The 18,887-nt window shown below is 64.5% G+C and carries 14 protein-coding genes; 9 read left to right on the top strand and 5 right to left on the bottom strand.

Translation table 11 applies throughout. The annotated features are described in order from the left end of the window. Positions 1-14: 14 nt before the first annotated feature. A complete protein-coding gene (locus PU634_RS13985; protein WP_306761390.1) occupies positions 15-1,304 on the bottom strand; it encodes a cation:proton antiporter in 1,290 nt (429 codons plus the stop codon). Between the two features lie 243 nt (positions 1,305-1,547). Between PU634_RS13985 and metH the strand changes: the two genes are divergently transcribed. Both metH and PU634_RS13975 read left to right on the top strand, forming a co-directional pair. Continuing rightward, positions 1,548-5,228, top strand: coding sequence for a methionine synthase (gene metH / locus PU634_RS13980; RefSeq protein WP_306761389.1), 3,681 nt, complete (start codon positions 1,548-1,550; stop codon positions 5,226-5,228). Between the two features lie 231 nt (positions 5,229-5,459). Next, the gene (locus PU634_RS13975) at positions 5,460-6,689 is read left to right on the top strand and encodes a serine hydrolase (RefSeq protein ID WP_306761388.1); all 1,230 of its coding nucleotides are present in this window, start codon (positions 5,460-5,462) and stop codon (positions 6,687-6,689) included. 494 nt (positions 6,690-7,183) lie between these two features. On the opposite strand, the gene PU634_RS13970 is transcribed toward PU634_RS13975, so the two are convergent. Then, positions 7,184-7,636, bottom strand: a complete 453-nt coding sequence (locus tag PU634_RS13970; protein ID WP_306761387.1) for a methylated-DNA--[protein]-cysteine S-methyltransferase — start codon at positions 7,634-7,636, stop codon at positions 7,184-7,186. A 53-nt stretch (positions 7,637-7,689) separates the two neighbouring features. Between PU634_RS13970 and PU634_RS13965 the strand changes: the two genes are divergently transcribed. After that, entirely contained in the window at positions 7,690-7,983 is a 294-nt protein-coding gene (locus PU634_RS13965) for a hypothetical protein (protein ID WP_306761386.1), read from the top strand. Position 7,984: 1 nt separating this feature from the next. On the opposite strand, the gene PU634_RS13960 is transcribed toward PU634_RS13965, so the two are convergent. After that, complete coding sequence (locus PU634_RS13960) at positions 7,985-8,296, bottom strand: YqfO family protein (RefSeq protein WP_306761385.1); 312 nt, start codon at positions 8,294-8,296, stop codon at positions 7,985-7,987. 112 nt (positions 8,297-8,408) lie between these two features. On the opposite strand from PU634_RS13960, the gene PU634_RS13955 reads away from it, so the two are divergent. From PU634_RS13955 to PU634_RS13930, 6 genes are read left to right on the top strand one after another with little or no spacing between them, the layout of a single operon-like run. Further along, positions 8,409-10,067, top strand: coding sequence for a chloride channel protein (locus PU634_RS13955; protein ID WP_306761384.1), 1,659 nt, complete (start codon positions 8,409-8,411; stop codon positions 10,065-10,067). Then, the gene (locus PU634_RS13950) at positions 10,064-11,173 is read left to right on the top strand and encodes an ABC transporter permease (RefSeq protein WP_306761383.1); all 1,110 of its coding nucleotides are present in this window, start codon (positions 10,064-10,066) and stop codon (positions 11,171-11,173) included. Before PU634_RS13955 ends, PU634_RS13950 begins: the two co-directional genes overlap by 4 nt. Continuing rightward, positions 11,170-11,949, top strand: coding sequence for an ABC transporter ATP-binding protein (locus tag PU634_RS13945; RefSeq protein ID WP_306761382.1), 780 nt, complete (start codon positions 11,170-11,172; stop codon positions 11,947-11,949). Before PU634_RS13950 ends, PU634_RS13945 begins: the two co-directional genes overlap by 4 nt. A 3-nt stretch (positions 11,950-11,952) precedes the next feature. Then, positions 11,953-12,870 (top strand): MlaD family protein, encoded by a 918-nt coding sequence (locus tag PU634_RS13940; protein ID WP_306761381.1) that lies wholly within the window; start codon positions 11,953-11,955, stop codon positions 12,868-12,870. After that, positions 12,867-13,466 (top strand): ABC-type transport auxiliary lipoprotein family protein, encoded by a 600-nt coding sequence (locus PU634_RS13935; protein ID WP_306761380.1) that lies wholly within the window; start codon positions 12,867-12,869, stop codon positions 13,464-13,466. The genes PU634_RS13940 and PU634_RS13935 overlap by 4 nt, the downstream gene beginning before the upstream one ends. Positions 13,467-13,483: 17 nt before the next feature. Then, complete coding sequence (locus PU634_RS13930; protein WP_306761379.1) at positions 13,484-14,272, top strand: glutaminyl-peptide cyclotransferase; 789 nt, start codon at positions 13,484-13,486, stop codon at positions 14,270-14,272. On the opposite strand, the gene PU634_RS13925 is transcribed toward PU634_RS13930, so the two are convergent. Next, entirely contained in the window at positions 14,212-15,939 is a 1,728-nt protein-coding gene (locus PU634_RS13925) for a PglL family O-oligosaccharyltransferase (protein WP_306761378.1), read from the bottom strand. The two genes, PU634_RS13930 and PU634_RS13925, sit on opposite strands and share 61 nt — an antisense overlap. Before the next feature lie 19 nt (positions 15,940-15,958). Next, complete coding sequence (gene uvrA, locus PU634_RS13920) at positions 15,959-18,787, bottom strand: excinuclease ABC subunit UvrA (protein ID WP_306763700.1); 2,829 nt, start codon at positions 18,785-18,787, stop codon at positions 15,959-15,961. Positions 18,788-18,887: the final 100 nt, after the last annotated feature.

Raw genomic sequence — 18,887 nt, 5'->3', positions numbered from 1 at the left:
CGGGCGGGCCGTGATCAGTCGATGGGAAAACCGGCCTTTTCCGCCGCTTTGGCCTTGTTGATCATCGGGGTGATGGTCATGCCCTGCACGATAATCGAAAACAGCACGATGGCGTAGGTCATCATCAAAACCAGGTCGCGCAGATCCACCTGGCCGTCACTGCCCAGCTTCACGCCCGCCGGAATCGACAGCGCCATGGCCAGCGACAGGCCGCCCCGCAGGCCGCCCCAGGTAAGAATGCGCACCGAATACTTGTTGTAGCTGCGCACCCGGCGAAAGCCCACATAGGGCAGGGCCACGCTGGCAAAGCGGCCGGCCAGCACCAGCGGAATGGACAGCAGCACCAGGATCCAGGCCTGCCAGTGGAACTGTACCAGCAGCATGGCCAGGCCGATCAGCAGGAACAGCAGGGCGTTGAGGAACTCGTCCAGCAGGTGCCAGAAGTGATCCAGGTATTTCTGGCTCTGCTCGGAAAAGCCGGTGTAACGGGTCCAGTTGCCGATAATGATGCCGGCCACCACCATGGCCAGGGCGCCGGATACCCCCAGCACGTTGGCCATGGCAAAGCCGGCGGTGGGTACGCACAGGGTCATCAGCAGCTCCATGGAGCCGTCATCGGTGGCGCTGATCATGATGTGACACATCAGCCCCAGCAGGCCGCCGAAGATAATGCCGCCCACCGCTTCGTGGGTGAACAGCGACATCACCGAGCCGACGCTGGCCTCATTGCCGTTAAAGGCCACCGCGAAGATGGTGAGAAAGGCCACCAGGCCGATGCCGTCGTTGAACAGCGATTCACCTTCAATCTGAATGGCGATCTGCTCCGGTGCGCCCAGTTTCTTGACGATGGCCAGTACCGCAATGGGGTCGGTGGGGGAGATCAGGGCACCGAACAGCAGGCAGTAGATAAAGGGAATGGGAATGGCCGCCACATAGCCCAGCAGCCAGAGCCCGCCGGCCACCACCAGGGTGGAGATCAGCACGCCCACGATCACCAGTACCGAAATTTCCCATTTCTGGCTTTTCAGTGCCGGCAGATTGATGCCCAGGCCGCCGGCAAACAGCAAAAAGCCGAGAATGCCCTGCAGCAGAAAGGAGCCGAAGTCGACGGTCTTGACCACTTCCACCGCATGTTGCTGCAGTTCGGGCCAGGTGGTTTTGCCGAGGATCAGCATCAGAATGGAGATGGCGAGGGCGCCGGAGGTAATGGCAATGGTGGTCTGAATTTTCATGATGTACTGATTGACGAAGGCAATGGTGATCGCCATGGCCGCCAAAAAGCACAGAGTGTAATAAACGCTCATGTGAGGGCACTTCCGAAAGGTTATTTTATTATTTGCAAGCCGTGTCGGCCGAATATGTTCGGTCGCGCATAGTTTGCCCTATTGGCTGCGGCTTCACTAGCGGAAATACGGCTGATCCGTGTATTTTTCCGCCGGCTTCGTTCTTCCCCGGCGTCAGCCATGCAGATGGCCGGATTTCCGATTGGGCAAAGTGTGATAGCATGAACACCGCATACAGGAATCAGGTTGTAACAGGAGTCAGCAGTGTCCCGATCCCCCGTGTTTTCTCAGCTCGAACAGGCCCTGGCCGAACGCATTTTGATCATCGACGGGGGCATGGGCACCATGATCCAGTCCTACCGGCTGGACGAGGCCGCCTATCGTGGCGAGCGCTTTGCCGACTGGGCCAGCGATCTCAAGGGCAACAACGATCTGCTGGTACTGACTCAGCCCGAGATCATCGCCCAAATTCACAGCGATTATTTTGCCGCCGGCGCCGACATCATCGAGACCAATACCTTTAACGCCACCACCATCGCCATGGCCGACTACCACATGGAGCACCTGGCGGCGGAGATCAACCTGGAGGCGGCCCGGCTGGCGCGCAGGGTGGCCGATGAGTGGACTGCCAAAGAGCCGCACAAGCCGCGCTTTGTGGCCGGGGTGCTGGGCCCCACCAACCGCACCGCCTCCATCTCGCCGGACGTGAACGATCCCGGCTACCGCAATATCAGCTTCGATCAGCTGGTCGAGGCCTATACCGAGGCGGCCGGGGCGCTGATCGACGGCGGTGCCGATCTGCTGATGATCGAAACCATCTTCGACACCCTCAACGCCAAGGCGGCGGTGTTCGCCATCGAAGGGGTATTCGAGCAGCGTGGCCTGCGCCTGCCGGTGATGATCTCCGGCACCATTACCGATGCCTCCGGCCGTACCCTGACCGGCCAGACCACCGAAGCCTTTTATCACTCCCTGCGCCATGCCCAGCCTATCTCCTTTGGCCTGAACTGCGCTCTGGGCCCGGACGAGCTGCGCCAGTACGTGGCCGAGCTGTCGCGCATCAGCGAAACCTATGTTTCCGCCCACCCCAACGCCGGCCTGCCCAACGCCTTTGGCGAATACGATCTGGAAGCGGACGAAATGGCCGCTCATATTCGCGAATGGGCCGAAAGCGGCTTTCTCAACCTGGTGGGCGGCTGCTGCGGCTCCACCCCGGCACACATTCGCGCCATGGCCGAGGCGGTGGAGGGCCTGGCGCCGCGCAAACTGCCCGAGCTGCCGGTGGCCTGCCGGCTGTCGGGGCTGGAGCCGGTGCTGATCACCGCCGACAGCATGTTCGTCAACGTGGGTGAGCGCACCAACGTCACCGGCTCGGCCAAGTTCAAGCGGCTGATCAAGGAAGAGCAATACGACGAGGCGCTGGAAGTGGCGCTGCAGCAGGTGGAAAACGGCGCCCAGATCATCGACATCAACATGGACGAGGGCATGCTCGACGCCGAGGCCTGCATGACCCGCTTCCTCAACCTGATCGCCGGTGAGCCCGATATCTCCCGGGTGCCCATCATGATCGACTCGTCCAAGTGGGAGGTGATCGAGGCCGGACTCAAGTGCATTCAGGGCAAGGGCATCGTCAATTCCATCTCGCTGAAGGAAGGTGAGGAGAAGTTCATCGAGCAGGCCAGGCTGGTGCGCCGTTACGGGGCCGCCGTGATCGTCATGGCCTTTGACGAGGTGGGTCAGGCCGACACCCGCGCGCGCAAGTTCGAGATCTGCGAGCGCGCCTACCGCATTCTGGTGGACCAGGTGGGCTTTCCGCCGGAAGACATTATCTTCGACCCCAACATCTTTGCCGTGGCCACCGGTATCGACGAGCACAACAACTACGCGGTCGACTTCATCGAAGCGGTCAAGGACATCAAGGACAACCTGCCTCACGCCATGATCTCCGGTGGTGTGTCCAACGTGTCGTTCTCGTTTCGCGGCAACGAGCCGGTGCGGGAGGCCATTCACGCCGTGTTTCTCTACCACGCCATTCGCAACGGCATGGACATGGGCATCGTCAACGCCGGCCAGCTCGCCATCTATGAAGACATCGAGCCCGAGCTGAAGGCAAAGGTCGAGGCGGTGGTGCTCAACCTGAGCGGCGACGCCACCGAAGCCCTGCTGGAGGTGGCCGAGCGCTACCGCAACAGCGGCGGCCCGGCTAACGACGCCCGGGATCTGGAGTGGCGCAGCTGGCCGGTGAACAAGCGTCTCGAGCACGCCCTGGTCAAGGGCCTGACCGACTTCATCGAGGAAGACACCGAAGAGGCCCGCCAGCAGGCGGCCCGCCCGCTGGACGTGATCGAAGGTCCGCTGATGGACGGCATGAACGTGGTCGGCGACCTGTTCGGCGAGGGCAAGATGTTTCTGCCCCAGGTAGTAAAGTCGGCGCGGGTGATGAAGCGGGCGGTGGCCTACCTCAACCCCTATATCGAGGCCACCAAGGCGGTGGGCCAGAGCAACGGCAAAATTGTCATGGCCACGGTCAAGGGCGATGTGCACGACATCGGCAAGAACATCGTCGGCGTGGTGTTGCAGTGCAACAACTTTGAGGTGGTGGATCTGGGGGTGATGGTGCCCTGCGAGACCATTCTCAAGACCGCCCGGGAAACCAAGGCCGACATGATCGGCCTGTCGGGGCTGATCACCCCGTCGCTGGATGAAATGGTGCACGTGGCCAAGGAAATGCAGCGTCAGGGCTTCAAGATCCCGTTGCTGATTGGCGGCGCCACCACCTCCAAGGCCCACACCGCGGTCAAGATCGAGCAGAACTACGACGAGCCGGTGGTCTACGTATCCAACGCTTCACGCGCCGTGGGCGTGGTGCAGAGTCTGCTGAGTGAAACCGGCAAGCCGGCTTTTGTCGAGCGCCTCAACCAGGAATATGAAGTGGTGCGCGACCAGCACGCCCGCAAGAAACCCCGCACCCGACCGGTGACCCTGGCCGAGGCCCGGGCCAACAAGGTGGCCATCGACTGGGACGCCTACACCCCGCCGGTGCCGGCCAGGCCCGGTATTCACGAGTTTCACGATGTGCCCATCTCGGTGCTGCGGCAGTACATTGACTGGACCCCCTTCTTCCTCACCTGGTCACTGGCGGGCAAGTACCCGCGCATTCTGGAAGACGAGGTGGTGGGCGAAGAAGCCAAGCGCCTGTTCCATGATGCCAATGCCATGCTTGACAAACTGGAAGCCGAGGGCGAGCTGCGCTGCGCCGGCGTCATCGGCCTGTTCCCGGCCAACAGCGTGGGTGACGACGTGGAAATTTACGCCGACGAGAGCCGCTCACAAGTGCTGCATACCCTGCGCTTCCTGCGTCAGCAGACCGAGAAGAAGGACGGTTTTCCCAACTACTGCCTGGCCGACTATGTGGCCCCCAAAGGCAGCAAGCCCGACTACATCGGCGGTTTTGCGGTCACCGGCGGCATTGGCGAAGACGAGATCGTCAAACGCTACAAGGACGCCCAGGACGATTACAATGCCATCATGGCCAGTGCCGTGGCCGACCGGCTGGCAGAGGCCTTTGCCGAATACATGCACATGCGGGTGCGCCGGGAATACTGGGGCTATGCTCCGGACGAGGATCTCGACAACGAGGCGCTCATCCGCGAAAAGTACCAGGGCATTCGTCCGGCGCCGGGCTACCCGGCCTGCCCCGAGCACACCGAAAAGGGCACCCTGTGGCAGTGGCTGGACGTGGAAAAGCGTATCGGCATGAAGCTGACCGAGTCCTACGCCATGTGGCCGGGGGCGGCGGTGTCTGGCTTTTACTTCTCCTATCCGGACACCCGCTACTTTGCGGTGGCGCGCATTCAGGAAGATCAGCTGCTGGACTATGCCGCGCGCAAGGGCATGACCCGTGAAGAGGCGGAAAAATGGCTGGCGCCCAACCTGAGTGACTGAACATGACCAAAGGCGCCGGCGGCGCCTTTTTCGTAAAAATTTTTGTCCTTTTGTTCTGCCCCGGGCTCAAGGCATATATGCTTGATTATATAAAAGGATTTAATGCTACCGCAGCCAGCTAGGCCCTTCCGCATGTCGTCCTGTCGCCTGAGCATCAAGGTGGGACTGGACAGGCTTCGCGCCTTGGCGTAGCTTCTGCCGGTTTTCGTTCAATAGTGGGAGGAGGATCCCATGTTTGCTGTATTCCGCCCGGGAAAAACCATGGCCCACCTGTTTGGGCTGCTGTTGTTGGTTGCGCTGGCCGGACAGGCGCAGGCCAATCCACGTTATGCGGCCATTGTGATCGATGCGGAAAACGGCGCCGTGCTTCATGCCGCCAATGCCGATGCCAGTCGCTACCCGGCGTCGCTCACCAAGATGATGACCCTTTACCTGCTGTTTGAGGCCATGGAGCAGGGCCGCATGACCCTGGACACCGCCATGCCGGTATCGGCCCATGCCGCCTCCATGCCCCAGACCAATATTTCCCTTAAAAAAGGAGAAACGCTTCGAGTGCGGGATGCCATTCCGGCGCTGATCGTGCGTTCCGCCAACGATGTGGCGGTGGTGGTGGCCGAGGCCCTGGGCGGCAGTGAAAGCGCCTTTGCCCGGCGCATGACCGCCAAGGCCAAAGAACTGAAAATGTACAACACCACCTTTCGCAACGCCTCCGGGCTGCCCGACAGCCAGCAAATCTCCACCGCCCGGGATCTGGCCACGCTGTCGTTGCGGCTGATGAAGGACTATCCGGCCTATTATCATTACTTCTCCACCCCTTCGTTTACCTACAAGGGCCGTACCTACCGCAGCCACAACCGCATGGTGCAGAATCTGCCGGGTGTGGATGGCATGAAAACCGGCTATATTCGCGCTTCCGGCTTTAACGTGGCGACTTCGGCGTTGCGCGATGACCGCCGGGTGGTGGGGGTGGTGATGGGCGGCAGAACCGCCCAGTCGAGAGACAAGGAAATGGCCGGGCTGATCGATCGCAGCATTGGCCGCGCTACCCGGGTTGCCCGCACCTCCGGTGAACGCCTGGTGGCCAGCACCCGCACCGTTGCCCAGACGGTGACCCAACCGGTGCAGGTGCAGCGGGCATCACAGCCGGCGCCGCCGTCTCCGGTACGGCTGCAGCCCGCGGTGGCGTCCTTGCCCGCGGCCCAGTCCCCCACCGGCGATAACCTGGGCTGGGCGGTGCAAATCGGTTCCTTCCGCATGCCGGAGCAGGCTCAGGACCGGGCCTCCGACGCGGCCAGCCGGCTGGGTAACCTGGCCCAGGCCCGGGCGGCGGTGTCGGAAGTGGAGATCAGCAATCGCAAGCTGTTCCGCGCCCGTCTGGTAGGATTTGAAGAAAAGCAGGCCAGAAATGCCTGTCAGCACCTGTCCCGTCAGGGCATGGACTGTCTGGTGGTGCGGCTGTAACCGCTGCGGGCGGAACGGCACGAAAAAAGGGGCAACATCACTGTTGCCCCTTTTTCGGTCGTCCTGACGGCTCGATTCCGTGAACCTCATGGCTCCCTGCCATATCCCTGACTGCGTTTCACTCCGTGAAACCTTCCCCTTCCCGATCCGTCGGGGTGTCCTGGCCGTTCCTGACCGCGTGTCTTCCTGACCCGCTTTACCTCTTCAGTCCTGAAGGTGTCCTTGCCGCCTTCCTGGCGGTGTTCCTGTGCCGTTCCTGGCGGCCCTGTCTTCCCGACCGGGCCCGCTGCTTCCTGGCGGGAAAGATAATAACCCGGAGCGGCGCCGGCTCCAGCCGGCATACGCGCCTGCTCGGGTGGTCAGAATGGGGTAAAAAATAACAAGTTTTTGACTTTTAATGGAAATTTTATGGGGCTGGCGTCAATGGCGGGAGCACGAAAACGCATTGTCTGCGTGCAGCTTGAGAGATCTCGCACAGGGTGCCGGGCGTATTGTCAGCATTTTGCCTCGTGAGCCAGCAGCCAGCGTTTGCGCTCCAGGCCACCGGCATAGCCGGTGAGGCTGCCATTGGCGCCGATCACCCGGTGGCAGGGAATGAGAATGGGAATGGGGTTGCGGCCGTTGGCGGCGCCCACGGCCCGCACCGCCCGGGGGTTGCCGATGGCACTGGCAACCTCGCCATAACTGCGCTGCTCTCCCCAGGGAATGGTTAACAGCGCCTGCCATACTTGCTGTTGAAAGGCCGTGCCTGCCGGTGCCAGAGACAGGGTGAAACGTGTCAGTTGACCGGTGAAATAGGCGTTCAGCTGGCGGCAAGCTTCCGCCAGCAGGGGGGATGTCGGGGGCAGCACCGGCACGTCTTCGTCGAGAAACAGAATTCCGGTAATGGCTTGGGGTGATGCTTCAATGCGCAGCGGGCCACAGGGGCTGGGTAAAATACAGTGCATGGCGTGTTCCATGATGAAGAAACTTTCATGATTATATGACGGGAGCCTGAGACGTGGATCAGGACGAATACGTGATTTTCGCCGAGCTGGACGGGGCGTGCTTTGAACAGATTGTGGCGTCCCTGCAGGGACGCTTTGCGCGGCTGCAATTCGGTCGTCAGGGGGATGACTGGATCTGGCTGGAACATCGTCACGGTCGCATGGAGATCGACACCTTTTATTCCACCTGGCTTGAGCTGAAAGGCCGGCGAAGGGATTACGGCCTCGCCCGGGAGGTACTTGCCTGCCTGCAGCCGGCGTGGATTGAGCACATTTTTCAGCCGCCCAGAGTGGATGTGACCCGCTGATTCAGAGCCCGGCCAGAGGCCAGACGTCGTAGGCGGGCTCTTCATAGGGATGGGCGGCGCGCAGGGCGTCCAGGGCTTGCTGAATCAGGTGATCCTCACACACCAGCTCGATGCGCAGCTCCTCCACCCGCTCCAGCTCGCCGGTCTGGCCGATAAACGGGTTGGCGCCGGCCAGCGGGCGGAACTGGCCCCGGCCGCGAGTTTCAAAGCAGCACTGATCGTAGTCGCCAATTTTGCCGGCGCCGGTGGCGAACACCGCCTGCTTGACCGCTTCGGCATGGGACTCGGGAACGAAAAATACCAGTTTGTACATGATGCCTCCCGTGAAAAGTCTGTGAAATATACCATAAATACTTGCTGCAAAAGTGGTTTTATCCGGCGGGGAGGGGAATAATGAACTCTCCTGATGCGTGCGGAACCTCGTGATGAGCCAAGCAGATAACCTGATCCAGCGCCTGTTTTCGCGCCGCGCCGGCAGCCTGCTGCCGCTGGTGCTGCTGGGGGTGCTGACCGGCATTATCGCCAGCCTGGTGATGATGAGTTTTCTGTTCCTGCTCAACGCCACCCTGGGCGGCCTGAATGGCAAAAACCTGGAAGACTTTGAAGCCCTGACCTGGCACTGGCAACTGGGGCTGCCGCTGGCAGGCAGCCTGCTGCTGATCCTGCTCTACCGGCTGACGCCGCCGGCGTGTCAGTCGGTGGGGCTGGCCTATGTGCTGGAGCGGCTGCAGTTTGGCCAGGGCCGGATTCCGGCGGCCAATATCGGGTTTCAGTTTGTGGCCGCGCTCATTGCCCTGGGCTCGGGTCACAGCGTGGGACGGGAAGGCCCCACGGTGCATCTGGGCGCGGGCATTGCCAGCCAGATCGGCCAGCTCAGCGGGCGTCCGCCCAGCCAGTTGCGGCTGTTGCTCGGGTGCGGCACGGCGGCGGCCATTTCGGCGGCCTTTAACACGCCGCTGGCAGGAGTGCTGTTCGCCATGGAGGTGGTGCTGATGGAATACAGCCTGCTCGGCTTTGCGCCCATTATCGCCGCCGCCATTACCGCCTCGGCCCTCACCAATGGCCTGTTGGGTACGCACGCTATTCTGGAGCCGGTCAGCCTGTCGCTGGCCTCCTATCGGGAGTTGCCCGGTCTGCTGCTTACCGGACTCTGGGTTGGATTGCTGGCGGCGCTGTTTCAGCGGCTGGTGCTGGTATTTATTCGACTGCCGCTCACATCCCGTGCCGTTCGCCTGTTGCTGGCGGGCGCCATAACCGGGGGGCTGGCGCTGGTCACGCCCCAGATCCTCGGCTCCGGTTACGACACCATCAATCTTGCACTGAGCGACGGGCTGCCCTGGCCGTTGCTGCTGGGCATACTGGCGGCCAAGCTGCTGGCCACGGCGGCGGCCATCGGTCTGGGGGTGCCCGGGGGCCAGATTGCGCCCACCCTGATGCTGGGGGTGTGTGCCGGCAGTGTGGCCGGGGCCTTGTTGCCGGGTGCTTCCGATCCGGCCCTGTACGCCCTGCTGGGCATGGCCGCCATGATGAGCGCCGTGCTGCACGCTCCGCTGGCGGCCATCGCCACCGTGCTGGAGCTGTCCCTCAGTGCCGAGGCCATGCTGCCGGCCATGGTGGTGGTGCTGGGCGCCAACCTGCTGTGCCAGCATGGATTTCATCTGCCGTCCCTGGTGATCACCCAGCTTCGGGTGCGCGGCCAGGAGTTACAGACCCATCCGCTGCGCACCGCTCTGGCGCAGCGCTATCTGTCGGAGCTGGCCGACATGAGCCTGGTGGAGTGGAGCGGAGAGGGCGCCCCGCCCCGCAGCAAGGCCACGGCCCTGGTGGTGAAGCGGGATCAGCACTATTACCTGCTCAACCCTGCGCAGCTGGAGCAACGGATGGCGCCGGACACCCTCGACGCCTTGCTCACCCCGGAGCGCCGGCTGCAGCGGCTGGAGCGGGACATGTCGTTGCTGGATGCCCTGCGCACGCTGCAGGACGACACCGGCGCCGGTTTTCTGGTGCCGGTGCGTCGCGGCCGGGGGCTGGTGACCCGGGCCCGGCTGGTGCACATGCTGACCGAAGAAGGGGGACTGTATTGAGCAAGCACGAGAGTGGCTGGCAGCTCAGTGATGGCCGGCTGCTGCTGAATGGCGACTGGACCCTGGCCCACCACGATCGGCTTTACGCCGCGCTGGGCTCCCTGCCGGTGCGAGGCATAGTGGCTCTGGACGGCAGCGGGCTGACCCGGCTAGACACCGCCGGTGCCGGTCTGCTGTGGCAACGGCTGGGGGCACCCTTGCTGGCGCTGGCCCGCGAGGCCACCGGCCTGAGCGACGGCCAGCGGGCCCTGCTGCTGGCGGTGGCCGGGACCATGAGCGGCCGCGAGCCGGCGCCCGCGCCCCGGGCCCACTGGAGTGATGGCCTGGCCCGGCTGGGTGAATACGCCCATTCCGGCTGGCGGCAGGGCCGGCTGCTGCTTGGCTTTACCGGCCTGACCCTGAGCACCGGCCTGGCACTGGCGTTTCGTCCGCGCCAGTGGCGCCTTACCGCGCTGGTGGCGCAAATGCACCAGTGTGGTCTCAATGCGGTGCCCATTGTGGCGCTGCTGACCTTTCTGGTGGGGGCGGTGGTGGCCTTTCTCGGCGCCACCGTGCTGGCCAATTTCGGCGCCACCATTTACACGGTGGATCTGGTGGCCTACAGCTTTATGCGCGAATTCGGCGTGCTGCTCACCGCCATTCTGCTGGCCGGCCGCACCGCCAGCGCCTTTACCGCCCAGCTGGGCTCGATGAAGGTCAACCAGGAGCTGGATGCCCTGCGCGCCCAGGGGCTGGATCCGATTGCCCTGCTGGTGTTGCCCCGGGTGCTGGCGTTGTTGCTGACCCTGCCGCTGCTGACCGTTATCGCCATACTCAGCGGGCTGTTTGGCGGTGCCCTGGTGGGGGTGCTGTCGCTGGATATTGCCCCTGCGCGCTTTCTCGCCATCGTGCAGGAGGTGCCGGTGCGTCACCTGCTGGTGGGGCTGGGCAAGGCGCCGCTGTTTGCCATCCTGATTGCGCTGATCGGCTGCCTGGAAGGCTTCAAGGTAGCGGGCAGCGCCCGGTCGGTGGGGGAGCACACCACCTCCAGCGTGGTACAGTCGATCTTTGTGGTGATCCTGCTCGATGCCATCGCTGCCCTGTTCCTGATGGAGATGGGCTGGTGAGCGGGGCCGTCATACAGGTGCGGGATCTGCGCAACCGCTTTGGCCCCCAGGTGGTGCACGAACACCTGGATCTCGATGTGATCGAGGGCGAGATCCTCGGTCTGGTGGGCGGGTCCGGCAGCGGCAAGTCGGTGCTGCTGCGTTCCATCATCGGTCTGCACCGGCCCGACGCCGGCGAGGTGCGGCTGTGGCAGCAGGATCTGCTGACCCTGCCGGCGGCACAGCGCAGTGCCCTGGAGCGGCGCATGGGGGTGCTGTTTCAGAGCGGAGCGCTGTTTTCTTCGCTGACGGTGCTGGAAAACATCGCCCTGCCGCTGATCGAGCACGCCGGCCTGAGCCGGGCGCGGGCCAGTGAGCTCGCCGACATCAAGCTGGCGCTGGCCGGGCTGCCGGCACTGGCGGGGCAGCGCTATCCGTCCAGTCTGTCCGGGGGCATGATCAAACGGGCAGCCCTGGCCCGGGCGCTGGCACTGGATCCGCAGATCCTGTTGCTGGACGAGCCCACCGCCGGGCTGGATCCGGTGTCGGCGGCGGCCTTTGATCGTCTGCTGCTGACCCTGCGCGACGCTCTGGGGCTGACGGTGGTGCTGGTCACCCACGATCTCGACACCCTGTACGCCTGCTGCGACCGGGTGGCGGTGCTGGGGCAGCGGCGGGTGCAGGCGGCGGGCACGCTGGCCGAGGTGGTTGCCACCCAGGATCCCTGGATTCGGGATTATTTTCACGGCCCGCGGGGCAGGGCGGCGCAGCAGGCCGCTCGGGGCAACAAGGAGTAACCTATGGAAACCCGGGCACATCACGTGCTGATTGGTGCATTTACCCTGCTGGTGGCAGCCGCCGGCCTGGCCTTTGTGCTCTGGCTGGCCAAAACCGGCGACGAGCGCGAGCTGCGCCGCTACGATATTCTGTTCAGCGAGCCGGTGTCCGGGCTGTCGGTGGGCAGCCCGGTGCAATACAGCGGCATACGGGTGGGTGAGGTGGAGAGCCTGACCCTGAACCCGGAGGATCCGCGCCAGGTGCGGGCCCGGGTGCGCATTGCCACCGATGCCCCGGTCAAGACCGACACCCGGGCCCGGCTGGCCCTGGCCAACATTACCGGCGCCGCCAATATCGAGCTCAGCCACGGCTCTCCCGCCAGCCCCCTGCTGGCCGACGGCAGCGGGCAGATCCCGGTGATCCGGGCCGAGCCCTCGCCTCTGGCCCGGCTGCGGGTGAGCAGCGAGGAGCTGATGCTGAGCCTGAACACCCTGCTCGACAATGCCAACCGGCTGCTCACCCCGCAGAATGCCGCTCATGTCGGCCGCATGCTGGCCAGCCTGGACGAGGTCAGCGCCACCCTGGCGCAACAGCAGGGAAGCCTGAGCGAGGGGCTGAATGCCCTGGCCGGCGCCGCCACCCGGCTGGACGCCATGCTGGCCCGGCTCGACCGGCAACTGGCACAGCACGGCGAACCCATGCTGGCCGATACCGCTGCCACCGCTGCCAGCCTGCAGCGGCTGAGCGAACGGCTGGAGCGGCTGCTGGCGCAGCAGCAACCGGCGCTGGAAGCGGGCCTGCAGGGGCTGGCCGGGCTGGAGCCGGCGCTGCGGGAATTGCGCCGTACCCTGAGGGCGCTGGGGGACGTGACCCGGCAACTGCAACAGGATCCCGCCGCCACCCTGCTGGAGCGGGAATCCATGGAGGAATTCAAACCGTGATCAGAGGTGTTGTGATGCTGATGGCCCTGCTGGGGCTGGCGGGCTGTTCGGTGCTGCCGGCGGCGGAGCCGGTGAGCCGTTACCGCCTGCCGCCGGCGGCGCTGGTGCCGAGTGACGAGGAGGGGCGGCTCAACGGTCTGCGGCTGGCCCGGCCCAGGGCCAGCGGGGTGCTCAACGGCAACCGATTGCTGGTGCTGACCGGGCGCCAGTCCTACCAGGCCCATGGCGGTGCCCGCTGGAGCGCGCCGCTGCCGGAGCTGTGGCAGGACTGGCTGCTGGACGCCCTGGGACGGGATGCCCGCCTGGGGGGACTCAGCCGGGAAGACGAGGGCGTGCAGGCCGACTGGGAGCTGACCGGTACCCTGCGCGCCTTTGAAGCGGATCTGAGCGCCGGCCGGCAGGAAGCGGTGATTCGCTTTGACGCCCAGCTGCTGCGCACCGCCGACAGGCACATGGTGGCCAGCCGGCGCTTTGAGCAGCGCGAGCCGCTGGCAAACCTGCAGGCCGATGCCCTGGTGGCGGCGCTGGGCCGGGCCGCCGAACGGCTGGCGCCGGCGCTGAACGACTGGCTGCTGAGCCAGGCCGTGGCTGAATGACAGTGCGGCGCTGGGCAATGCTGGTGTTACTGGCACTGAGTGGCCAGGCCATGGCGGTGGAGCGGCTGACGGTGCGGGTGCTGGAGACCCTGCCTCACGACATCAATGCCTTCACTCAGGGGCTGGAGTGGCACCAGGGCCGGTTGTACGTGAGCACCGGCCTGTATGGCCAGTCCAGCCTGCGCCGGCTGAACGGACGCAACGGCGAGCTAGAGCTTCAAATGGCGCTGGCCGACAGCCTGTTTGGCGAGGGCCTGGCCCGGGTGGGAGAGCGGCTGGTACAGCTCACCTGGCGGGAAGGGCTGGCGCTGGTGTGGCGGCTGCCCGGGCTGGAGCTGGAAATGGCGCACTCCTATGAAGGCGAGGGCTGGGGCCTGTGCTTTGACGGTGACCACCTGTGGATGAGCGACGGCTCGGCCAGCCTGCAGCGGCGCAGCCCGGTGGATTTTTCACTGCAGCAACGGCTTGAGGTGCGTCTTGATGGCCGGTCCCAGCCCCGGCTCAACGCCCTGGCCTGCGCCGGGGAGCACATCTACGCCAATGTCTGGAAACAGGCGCGCATCCTGCGTATTCACAAGGCCAGTGGCGAGGTGGACGGGGTGATCGACGCTTCCCCCCTGTTGCCCCTGAGCGACCGGGTGGCGCACCGGGAAGCGGTGCTCAACGGCATTGCCCACAATCCCGAGACCGGTGAGTTTTACCTCACCGGCAAGTGGTGGCCCCGGCTGTTCCGGGTGCGCTTTGTTCAGGCGTCGGCGCCCGAGCCGGCCGACGCCGGATGGGCGGCCGCGTCCAGCGCCCGCTGAATGCGGTCGTCGTGCAGGCTTTCTTCCCTGGGGTAGTAGTAGCGGGCCCGTTGCAGCAGTCGCCGGGCTTCCTCGGGGCGGTCCAGATGGTGCAGGGCCAGTACCATGTTGCGGTAAATACCGGCCCTGGGGGTATGGCGCACAAATTCCCGGCCCCAGTCCAGGTAGGCCTGCAGCGCTTCGGTATCCTGCTGTGCTGCGGCCACCGTCAGCCGCAGCGACATGGCGCTGAACTCCAGCCGGCCCAGCCAGGCCAGGGGATTGCTGACCGCCAGCAGCAGTTCCGGCTCCTTGCCGCCGCCCCGTTCATATTGCGTGATCAGCCGAGCGCTGTGCAGCCCGGTGGCCATAAAGGGCACCACCAGCGCCGGGATCAGCAGGGCGCTAAAGCGTGCCAGCAAGCGGTGGCGATAGGGGGCTTCCCGCGGCGGCAGCAGGCGCCCGTCAATCCAGTACAGCAGCACCAGCAGGGCTACCCAGTGTGCCAGGGAATGGTAAAAGGGGTATTCGGTCTGGCTGTGCAGGGCGATGGGCCACACCAGCGCCGCCAGCGCCAGTGCCTGGCGCCAGGGCGCCCGGCACAGCCGCCGCCCAAACATCAGCGCTACCCCGATGATGGCCAGCACCGGCAGCAGGCCCCCTTCCACGCCCCAGAACAGCAGCTCGTTATGGGGATGATCCAGGTTGGGCTCCATGGGCGGCAGGGTGGCAATCTGCTCCCGCTGGGCGGCGTAAAATTCCATAAACTGGCGTTCAAAATCGCCGTAGCCGACTCCGGTCCAGGGGTGCTGGCCGATCAGCGCCAGGCTCTGCTGCCAGTAGTATTTGCGCACGCCCGGATCGCTGTAGACCTCGGCCCCCCGCTGCACTCCGTCCACCAGCGTCATGGACACCAGCGCCAGCGCCATGCCCAGCAGTACCAGCCCGAGCAGCATCAGGGTATCGCGGCGTCCTCGCTGCCAGCTCAGCGGCAACAGCAGCAGCACGCCGGTCAGACCGCCCAGCAGCCCTACCCGGGACTGCAGCACCACCAGCAGCAACGAGGTGGTGAGCAGCACGGCGCCCAGCCAGAGCCGGCGCACGGCGGGCAGCGGCCGTCTGTCTTCCAGCCACAGATACCAGGCCAGCATCAGCCCGGTGGCCATAAAACTGGCCATGACGTTGGGTTGCTGAAAAATGCCGTAGGGGCGGTTGGTTTTGGTGTTGTAACCAATGGGGTTGCCTGGCTCCAGCAGGTAGTACTGCACCAGCCCCAGCAGTATTTCCAGGGTCACCGCCGCCAGCAGCACATAGAGCAGGCGCCAGCGGCCGTGCTCGTCAAAGCGGCACTGCAGCAGGGCAAACCAGAACAGCAGGCCGCCGGCCAGCCCCGCCAGCCGGGGCAGGGCCCGATCCGCCAGCTCGGCGCCGGGATAGAGCAGGGGCACCAGCATCAGCGCAAAGGCCAGCCAGCACCCCAGATGAAACCGGCTCCAGACCACCGCCCGGTTGCGGGTCAGCTGCCACAGCCCCAGGGCAATCATCAGCGACACCAGCATCCAGCCGGTCATGTTGAACGGCAGATACAGGCCGGCGCCGCCAGGGTTGTGCATAAAAAAGTGCATGCCGCCCAGGGCCCAGGCGGCAAAACACCAGAAAAAAAGATAAGGCAGGGAAAGCCGGCTCATTCACGGGTCCTTGTGTTGTTCAGCGCCCATTGAGCATAGGCCGTAAAAAGCGGGCGGTGTGAGAATCCGGGTGTTCCGCCACCTGTTCCGGGGTGCCGGTGACCAGAATGCGGCCGCCGCCGCTGCCGCCTTCTGGACCCAGATCCACGATCCAGTCGGCGGTTTTGATCACGTCCAGATTGTGTTCGATGATCACCACGGTATTGCCGTGATCCCGCAGCCGGTGCAGCACCGTCAGCAGCAGCTGAATATCGTGAAAATGCAGACCGGTGGTGGGCTCGTCGAGAATGTACAGGGTCTGGCCGGTGTCCCGTTTCGACAGCTCCCGCGCCAGCTTGACCCGCTGGGCCTCACCGCCGGACAGGGTGGTGGCCGACTGCCCCAGACGGATATAGGACAGGCCCACGTCCATCAGGGTCTGCAGCTTGCGGGCAATGGCCGGCACCGGGGCGAAGAAGTCGCAGGCTTCCTCCACCGTCATTTCCAGCACCTCGTGAATGCTTTTGCCCTTGTACTGGATCTCCAGGGTTTCCCGGTTGTAGCGCTTGCCCTTGCACACGTCGCAGGGCACGTAAACGTCGGGCAGAAAGTGCATTTCCACCTTGATCACGCCGTCGCCCTGGCAGGCCTCGCAACGGCCGCCTTTCACGTTGAAGGAAAAGCGGCCCGGCTTGTAGCCCCGGGAGCGGGCCTCCTGGGTGCCGGAAAACAGCTCGCGAATGGGGGTGAAAATGCCGGTGTAGGTGGCCGGGTTGGAGCGGGGGGTGCGGCCGATGGGGCTCTGATCGATGTCCACCACCTTGTCCAGCCTGTCCAGGCCGTGAATGGCGGTGTAGGGGGCTGGCTGGCTCACCGTGGCCTTGTTCAGCTCCCGGTGCGCCAGCGGAAACAGGGTGTCGTTGATCAGGGTGGACTTGCCCGAGCCGGACACCCCGGTGACACAGGTCATCAGCCCCAGAGGTAATTCGAGGTTCACCTGCTTGAGATTGTTGCCGCTGGCCCCTTCCAGCTTCAGCCAGTGCTCGCCCACGGGGGTGCGTTGTGCCGGCACCGCAATGGCTTCACGGCCCGAGAGATAGGCACCGGTGAGGGATTCCGGATTGGCCATCACCTCGGCGGGGGTACCCTGGGCCACGATCTGCCCGCCGTGCACCCCGGCGCCGGGACCGATGTCGAGCACATGGTCGGCGGCGCGAATGGCGTCTTCATCGTGCTCCACCACGATCACGGTATTGCCCAGATCCCGCAGGTGGGTGAGGGTGGCCAGCAGCCGTTCGTTATCGCGCTGATGCAGGCCGATGCTGGGTTCGTCGAGCACATACATGACTCCCACCAGGCCGGCGCCGATCTGGCTGGCCAGGCGAATGCGCTGAGCCTCGCCCCCGGACAGGGTCTCGGCGCTGCGGGACAGGGTCAGGTAGTTCAGCCCCACATTCACCAGAAAGCCCAGCCGCTCGGTGATCTCCTTGAGGATTTTGTCGGCGATCTGCGCCTTCTGTCCGGCCAGTTGCAGCCCGGTGAAAAAGGCATGGGCCTCGCCGATGGCCATGTCGGACACTTGCGGCAGGTTGTGATCCGCCACAAACACGTGGCGGGCGGCCTCCTTCAGCCGGGTGCCGCCGCAGCCGGGGCAGGCCCGGTTGCTCTGGTACTTGGCCAGCTCCTCGCGCACCGAGTTGGACTCGGTTTCCCGGTAGCGCCGCTCCATGTTGTGAATAATGCCCTCAAAGGGATGCTTGCGCACCAGCACGTCGCCCCGGTCGTTCATATAGCGGAATTCGATGCTGGTGCGGCCCGAGCCGTACAGCACCGCCTTTTGCACCGGTGTCGACAGGCTTTCAAAGGGCGCCTCCAGATCGAAGTCGTAGTGGTCCGCCAGCGACTTGAGCATCTGGTAGTAGTAATAGCTGCGCTTGTCCCAGCCGCGAATGGCACCGCCGGCCAGGCTCAGCTCCGGGTTGGACACCACCTTGTCGGGGTCGACGATCTGCTGCACGCCCAGGCCGTCGCACTGTTCGCAGGCCCCCGCCGGGTTGTTGAAGGAGAAAATGCGTGGCTCCAGCTCGGCAATGGAGTGGCCGCATTCGGGGCAGGCGAAGTTGGCGGAAAACACCAGTGGCGCTTCCTGTTCGTCGTCCATGCTCACCACCGAGGCGATGCCGCCGGACAGCTCCAGCGCCGCCTCAAAGGACTCGGCCAGCCGCAGTTGCAGATCGTCCCGCACCTTGAAGCGGTCCACCACCACCTCGATGGTGTGCTTTTTCTGCAGTTCCAGTGCCGGCGGATCCGACAGATCGCACACCTCGCCGTCGATGCGGGCGCGAATAAAGCCCTGGGCGGCCAGGTTGTCGAGCAGCTTGCTGTGCTCGCCCTTGCGGTTGCGCACCACGGGGGCCAGCAGCATCAGCCGCTTGCCCTCGGGCTGTTCCAGCACCTTGTCCACCATCTGGCTGATGGTCTGGGCGGTCAGCGGCAGCTGGTGTACGGGGCAGCGGGGCTCGCCCACCCGGGCAAACAGCAGCCGCAGGTAGTCGTGAATTTCGGTAATGGTGCCCACGGTGGAGCGGGGGTTGTGGGAGGTGGACTTCTGCTCGATGGAGATGGCCGGTGACAGCCCCTCGATATGATCGACGTCGGGTTTTTCCATCAGTGACAGGAACTGGCGGGCGTAGGCGGACAGCGACTCCACGTAGCGGCGCTGGCCCTCGGCATAGAGGGTGTCAAAGGCCAGGGACGACTTGCCCGAGCCCGACAGGCCGGTGATCACGATGAGTTTGTCCCGGGGCAGTTCCAGGCTGATGTTTTTCAGGTTGTGGGTGCGCGCTCCGCGAACGTCGATTTTATCCATCTGCAGCTTGACCAAGTTTTAAACCAGACCGGCTAGTATGGCACTGGATGAATAGCCAGCCAAGAGCGCAACGGAGGGATTAATCTCGAGCGGTGCTCCG

The organism is Oceanimonas pelagia (assembly GCF_030849025.1).
In the GTDB taxonomy this organism is placed as follows: domain Bacteria; phylum Pseudomonadota; class Gammaproteobacteria; order Enterobacterales; family Aeromonadaceae; genus Oceanimonas; species Oceanimonas pelagia.
This window is presented reverse-complemented; position numbering and strand designations above follow the sequence as displayed.